We start from the raw sequence: 6,057 nt of genomic DNA on the forward strand, positions 1-6,057 counted from the left end.
TTGGCGCGCGCTTACCGCTGTTCGGCGTGGTAGGCGGTGACGCGTTCCACTTCTTCCTTGGAGCCTAGGAACACCGCCACTCGCTCGTGCAGCTTCTGCGGCTGGATGTCCATGATGCGCTGATGGCCGTTGGTGGCCGCGCCGCCGGCCTGTTCCACCACGAAGGCCATCGGATTGCCTTCGTACATCAGCCGCAGCTTGCCGGCCTGGTCCGGGGTGCGCGCGTCGCGCGGATACATGAAGATGCCGCCGCGGGTCAGGATGCGATGCACCTCGGCCACCATGGACGCCACCCAGCGCATATTGAAATCGCGGCCGCGCGGACCAGTGCTGCCGGCCAGCAGTTCGTCGACATAGCGTTTCACCGGCGCGTCCCAGTGACGCATATTGGACATATTGATGGCGAATTCGCCGGTGCTTTCCGGCACTTTCATATCCGGGTGGGTCAGCACGAAAGAGCCTTGCTCGCGGTCCAGCGTGAAGCCGTGGACGCCGCTGCCGAAGGTCAGCACCAACAGGGTTTGCGGGCCGTATACGGTGTAGCCGGCGGCCACTTGCTCGGTGCCGGGCTGAAGGAAGGCGCCTTCGGTGGCGTGGTCAATGCCATGGGGGCAGCGCAGGATGGAGAAGATGGTGCCCACCGAGATGTTGACGTCGATATTGGATGAGCCGTCCAGCGGATCGAACATCAACAGGTACTCGCCCTTCGGGTATTCGCCGGGAATGTGGTAGGGAAGCTCCATTTCCTCGGAGGCCATCGCCGCCAGGCTGCCGCCCCACTCGTTGGCGTCCAGTAGGTAGTCGTTGGCGATCACGTCCAGCTTTTTCTGCGCCTCGCCCTGGATGTTGCCGGTGCCGGCTTCGCCCAGCACGTCGGCCAGCGCGCCCTTGTTCACCGAATAGCTGATGGCTTTGCAGGCGCGGCCTACGGTTTCGATCAGCAAGCGCAACTCAGGCGGCAGCGTGCCGGCCTTGCGTTGCTGTTCGATCAAAAAGCGGGAGAGGGTGATGCGGCTCATGGCAATCCTTAGCTTTGGGTGGGTGCGCGAAACAAATGCTCGATATGCCGGCTGTGCCGGCTTGACCGCCTCATTATAACGGATAAGCGTCTTGCGGTCGTCATGCCCCCGGGGCGCGGTCGGAAATGACCTGCAGGCGACGCGTGAAACGGCTATGAATAAAATCGGGTTCACGTGGTACGGGGAAAGACCATGGCTAAGGGCTTATTGGCGCTGCTATTGCTGTTGGCGGCTTGGCAGGCGCGGGCGATCACCATTTACACCGAGGACTGGCCTCCCATCACTTTCCAACACAACGGCGTGCCCGACGGCATGGCGGTGGAAGTGGTGCGCGAAATCCAGGCGCGGATGCATGACAACAGCGCCATCGACGTGGTGCCCTGGGCGCGGGGTTATAAGGAATTGCTGACCACGCCGGGAGTGATGCTGTTCACCGTGGGACGGAACGACACCCGCGAAAAGCAGATGACGCTGCTGGGGCCCATTGCCATCTCGCAGACCGTGCTGCTGGCGCGCAAGGGCGAGGCCGCCGGCTTGCTGGCTCTGGGCAACGGCATCTATCACCGGCCGGTGGGCGCTTACCGCGGCAGTATTTTCGCCGACGCGGCGATTGCGGCAGGCTTCATTGAGGTGGACCTGGCGCCCACCCCGCAAATCACCGCGCAGAAGCTGCTGGTGGGCCGCTACGATATGTGGTCGGAGGGCGGTTTCGTCGTCGCATCGGTGCTGAAAGACATCCACCAGCCGCCGGACGCAGTGGAAGTGGTGCGGGTGCTGGAAACGCTGGAGTTGTATCTGGCGTTTTCGCGCGGCACCTCGGCGGCGGAGGTGAAGCGCTGGCAGACCGCTTTCAGCGCCGTCAAGAAAGACGGGAGCTTCAAACGCATCTACAACAGATGGCTGCCGCGCGACGCGGCGCCTATGGACGTCAAGCTGATTGGCTTGCAGCCCGGTTCCGGACATTGATTTCTCCCATGCTCGCGCGGCTTTGAACGCGCGTTCAGGCTGAGTCGGGGCGGGCGGCCTCGCTCTCCAGCCAGCGGCAGAACGCGGCGACGGCGGCGTCCTCCGCCGCCGCGCGCGGCGCCACCCAGCAGTAATCGCGCACCGTGGCCACCGGCGCTGGCAAAGGCGACAGCAGCACGCCGGCGTCTATCTGCGCCTGCGCCATCGGCATGGGCCCCAGCACCACGCCCAGGCCGTCCATCGCCGCCTGCAAGGCCAGCGAGAAACTATCGAAGTGCAGGGCGCTGGCCGGTTTCAGCTCCGGCACCCCGGCCAGCGTCAACCAGCGGGGCCAGGCGGTGGGGCGGGTGTCGGCGTAGAGCAGGGTGTGGCGCGCCAGATCCGCCGGACTGGCGATGGGCGCGGCGGCCAGCAGCGCCGGGCTGCACAGCGGCAGCTCCCATTCCTTCAAGAAGGGCTTGGCGATGTGGCCGGGCCAGTCGCCGGGGCCGCGGCGGATGGCGATGTCGAACGGGCTGTCCAGCCGGCTGATGTCGCGGTCCGATGTGGCCAGGTGCAGCTCCAGTTCCGGAAACTGCTCGCGAAAACGGCTTAGCCGCGGCAGTAGCCAGTACATGGCGAAGGTGGGCGTGGAGTTGATGCTGACCCGGCGCCGGCTGTCCGCTTGCAGCAGCTGGGAAGTGGCGTTGGCGATCAGGTCCAGGCCGTCCTGCACCTGCACCAGATAGCGCCAGCCGGGATCGGTCAGCTTGACCCTGCCGCCGCTGCGCTCGAACAGCGGCACGCCCAGCCAATCCTCCAGCTGCTTGATCTGCTTGCTCACAGCCCCGTGGGTGACGAAGAGTTCGCCGGCGGCGGCGGAAAAGCTTTCCAGTCGGGCCGCTGCCTCAAAAATACGCAGGGTGTTGAGAGGGGGGTAAGTGCTCATGTTGTGATTTTAACTCACAATCTATGTTGCGATAACTCGTTTGAAAGCGGACGGCTAACAGCGTAATCTTCAAGCATGAAATCAAGGCTGCGCCAATGGGCGTCGCAGCGCGGCCTTGGTGGCCGCAGCCATAGCCTACCCCATTGTCCCGCAGCGTCGGTGTTCCGGCCTTGCCGGGGACGCTGCCAACAACCCAAGCCATAAAGGTCCAAAGTCATGCTGGAAGCTTACCGTCAACACGTGGCCGAGCGCGCCGCGCTGGGCATTCCGCCGCTGCCGCTGTCCGCCAAACAAGTGGAAGCGCTAGTGGAACTGCTGAAAAACCCGCCCAAGGGCGAAGAAAGCACCCTGGTTGAACTGATCACCCATCGCGTGCCGCCGGGCGTGGACGACGCCGCCAAGGTCAAGGCTTCCTTCCTGGCTGCCGTGGCCGAGGGCGACGCCCAATCCCCGCTGGTCTCCCGCGAGCTGGCCACCCAGTTGCTGGGCACCATGCTGGGCGGCTACAACATCAAGCCGCTGATCGACCTGCTGGACGACGCCGCCGTGGCCCAGATCGCCGCCGACGGCCTGAAGAAAACCCTGCTGATGTTCGACGCCTTCCACGACGTGAAGGAAAAAATGGACAAGGGCAACGCCTTCGCCAAGCAGGTGGTGGAATCCTGGGCCAACGCCGAATGGTTCACCAGCCGCCCGGCGGTGGCTGAGAAAATCACCGTCACCGTGTTCAAGGTCACCGGTGAAACCAATACCGACGACCTGTCCCCGGCGCCGGACGCCTGGAGCCGCCCGGACATCCCGTTGCATTACCTCGCCATGCTGAAGAACGCCCGTCCCGGCATCACTCCGGAAGAAGACGGCAAGCGCGGCCCGATGCAGTTCATCGAAGACCTGAAGAAAAAAGGCCATCTGGTCGCCTATGTCGGCGACGTGGTGGGCACCGGCTCCAGCCGCAAATCCGCCACCAACAGCGTGATCTGGGGCACGGGCGAAGACATTCCCTACGTGCCGAACAAGCGCTTCGGCGGCGTGTGCCTGGGCGGCAAGATCGCCCCCATCTTCTTCAACACCCAGGAAGACTCCGGCGCGCTGCCGATCGAAGTGGACGTGTCCAAGATGGACATGGGCGACGTGATCGACATCTACCCGTATGAAGGCAAGATCGAGAAGGCCGGCCAGAAGATCGCCGACTTCGCGCTCAAGTCCGAAGTGATCCTGGACGAAGTGCGCGCCGGTGGCCGTATTAACCTGATCATCGGCCGCGGCCTGACCGGCAAGGCGCGCGAAGCGCTGGGCCTGTCGGCGTCCACCGAGTTCCGTCTGCCCAAATCCCCGGTGGATTCCGGCAAGGGTTTCAGCCTGGCTCAGAAAATGGTTGGCCGCGCCTGTGGCCTGCCGGAAGGCCAGGGCGTGCGCCCGGGCACTTACTGCGAACCGAAGATGACTACCGTCGGCTCGCAGGACACCACCGGCCCGATGACCCGCGACGAACTGAAAGACCTGGCCTGCCTGGGCTTCTCCGCCGATCTGGTGATGCAGTCCTTCTGCCACACCGCCGCTTATCCCAAGCCGGTGGACGTGAAGATGCACAAAGAACTGCCGGCCTTCATTTCCACCCGCGGCGGTGTGTCGCTGCGTCCGGGCGACGGCGTGATCCACAGCTGGCTGAACCGCCTGCTGCTGCCGGACACCGTGGGCACCGGCGGCGACAGCCACACCCGTTTCCCGATCGGCATCTCCTTCCCGGCCGGCTCCGGCCTGGTGGCCTTTGCCGCCGCCACCGGCGTGATGCCGTTGGACATGCCTGAATCGGTGCTGGTGCGCTTCAAGGGCAAGATGCAGCCGGGCGTGACCCTGCGCGATCTGGTCAACGCCATCCCGCTGTACGCGATCAAGCAAGGCCTGCTGACCGTGGCCAAGGCCGGCAAGAAAAACGCCTTCTCCGGCCGCATTCTGGAAATCGAAGGCTTGCCGGACTTGAAGGTGGAGCAAGCGTTCGAGCTGTCCGACGCCTCCGCCGAACGTTCCGCCGCCGGTTGCACGGTGCATCTGGACAAAGCGCCGATCATCGAATACATGACCTCCAACATCACCCTGATGAAGACCATGATCGCCAACGGCTATCAGGACGCGCGCACGCTGGAGCGCCGCATCAAGGCGATGGAGGCCTGGATCGCCAATCCGCAGCTGCTGAAGGGCGACGCCGACGCGGAATACGCGGCGGTGATCGAGATCGATCTGGCCGACATCCACGAGCCCGTCGTGGCCTGCCCGAACGACCCGGACGACGTGAAAACCCTGTCCGACGTGGCCGGCGCCAAGATCGACGAAGTGTTCATCGGCTCTTGCATGACCAATATCGGCCACTTCCGCGCCGCCTCCAAGCTGCTGGAAGGCAAGCGCGATATCCCGGTGAAACTGTGGGTGGCGCCGCCGACCAAGATGGACGCCGAACAGCTGACCGCGGAAGGCCATTACGGTACTTTCGGCACCGCCGGCGCGCGGATGGAAATGCCGGGCTGCTCGCTGTGCATGGGCAACCAGGCACAGGTGAAGGAGGGCGCCACCGTGATGTCCACCTCCACTCGCAACTTCCCCAATCGTTTGGGCAAGAACTCCAACGTTTACCTGGGTTCCGCCGAACTGGCCGCGATCTGCTCCCGTCTGGGCCGCATCCCGACCAAGGAGGAATACATGGCCGACATCGGCGTGCTCAATCAGAAGGCCGGCGAAGTTTACCGCTATATGAACTTCAACGAGATCGCCGACTATCAGGAACTGGCCGACACCGTGAAGGTGTAAGCAAATCAATGATTTGATTGTCGGATCCCTGGCGAGGTGTCCGGGGTGTATCATTGGATACCCCTAGACATACCCCCAAGAAAATACCCCGCGCCAGCGGTAATGCCGTTCACTTAGCGGATCGAACTTGTTTGATCGGGTAACGGGACGGCTGCTTTTTCACAACGGCGAGGGCATTCACGCCCTCGCCGTTGTTTCGAAAGTAGCAATTCACCCAAGCGCTCGCGCAGGCGAAGCAGCCGCGCCGGCAAGGTGCCGGGGCTGCTGATTGCTAGCCAGCTCCACTCGTAGCGCAAATAATGCAGCGCCGTCGTAAAGCTCAGATCCGTCGGTCTGACGCTG

At 63.7% G+C, this 6,057-nt stretch carries 4 protein-coding genes and 1 pseudogene; 2 read left to right on the plus strand and 3 right to left on the minus strand.

Annotated elements, in window-relative coordinates; translation table 11 throughout:
• Window positions 1-11: 11 nt before the first annotated feature.
• Window positions 12-1,019: a class 1 fructose-bisphosphatase gene (locus tag B0T39_RS21135; RefSeq protein WP_081550164.1), complete on the minus strand. Its 1,008-nt coding sequence runs from the start codon at window positions 1,017-1,019 to the stop codon at window positions 12-14.
• Window positions 1,020-1,211: 192 nt separating this feature from the next.
• Here B0T39_RS21135 and B0T39_RS21140 point away from each other — a divergent pair, with 192 nt between their 5' ends.
• Window positions 1,212-1,985, plus strand: a complete 774-nt coding sequence (locus B0T39_RS21140; RefSeq protein WP_081550166.1) for a substrate-binding periplasmic protein — start codon at window positions 1,212-1,214, stop codon at window positions 1,983-1,985.
• Window positions 1,986-2,019: 34 nt separating this feature from the next.
• Here the strand turns inward: B0T39_RS21140 and gcvA are convergent, their stop codons facing one another.
• Entirely contained in the window at window positions 2,020-2,913 is an 894-nt protein-coding gene (gene gcvA / locus B0T39_RS21145; protein ID WP_081550168.1) for a transcriptional regulator GcvA, read from the minus strand.
• Window positions 2,914-3,129: 216 nt separating this feature from the next.
• Here gcvA and acnB point away from each other — a divergent pair, with 216 nt between their 5' ends.
• Entirely contained in the window at window positions 3,130-5,715 is a 2,586-nt protein-coding gene (gene acnB / locus B0T39_RS21150) for a bifunctional aconitate hydratase 2/2-methylisocitrate dehydratase (RefSeq protein WP_081550170.1), read from the plus strand.
• Between the two features lie 113 nt (window positions 5,716-5,828).
• Here the strand turns inward: acnB and B0T39_RS25970 are convergent.
• Window positions 5,829-6,057: pseudogene (locus B0T39_RS25970) on the minus strand (hypothetical protein); the annotation flags it as partial.

It is taken from the genome of Chromobacterium haemolyticum (assembly GCF_002081825.1).
In the GTDB taxonomy this organism is placed as follows: Bacteria; Pseudomonadota; Gammaproteobacteria; order Burkholderiales; family Chromobacteriaceae; genus Chromobacterium; species Chromobacterium fluminis.

Bases quoted from the DNA above. Each gene is read 5' to 3' on its own strand.
- acnB (WP_081550170.1), top strand. From the start codon at position 3,130: ATGCTGGAAGCTTACCGTCAACACGTGGCCGAGCGCGCCGCGCTGGGC.
- gcvA (WP_081550168.1), bottom strand. From the start codon at position 2,913: ATGAGCACTTACCCCCCTCTCAACACCCTGCGTATTTTTGAGGCAGCG.
- B0T39_RS21140 (WP_081550166.1), top strand. From the start codon at position 1,212: ATGGCTAAGGGCTTATTGGCGCTGCTATTGCTGTTGGCGGCTTGGCAG.
- B0T39_RS21135 (WP_081550164.1), bottom strand. From the start codon at position 1,019: ATGAGCCGCATCACCCTCTCCCGCTTTTTGATCGAACAGCAACGCAAG.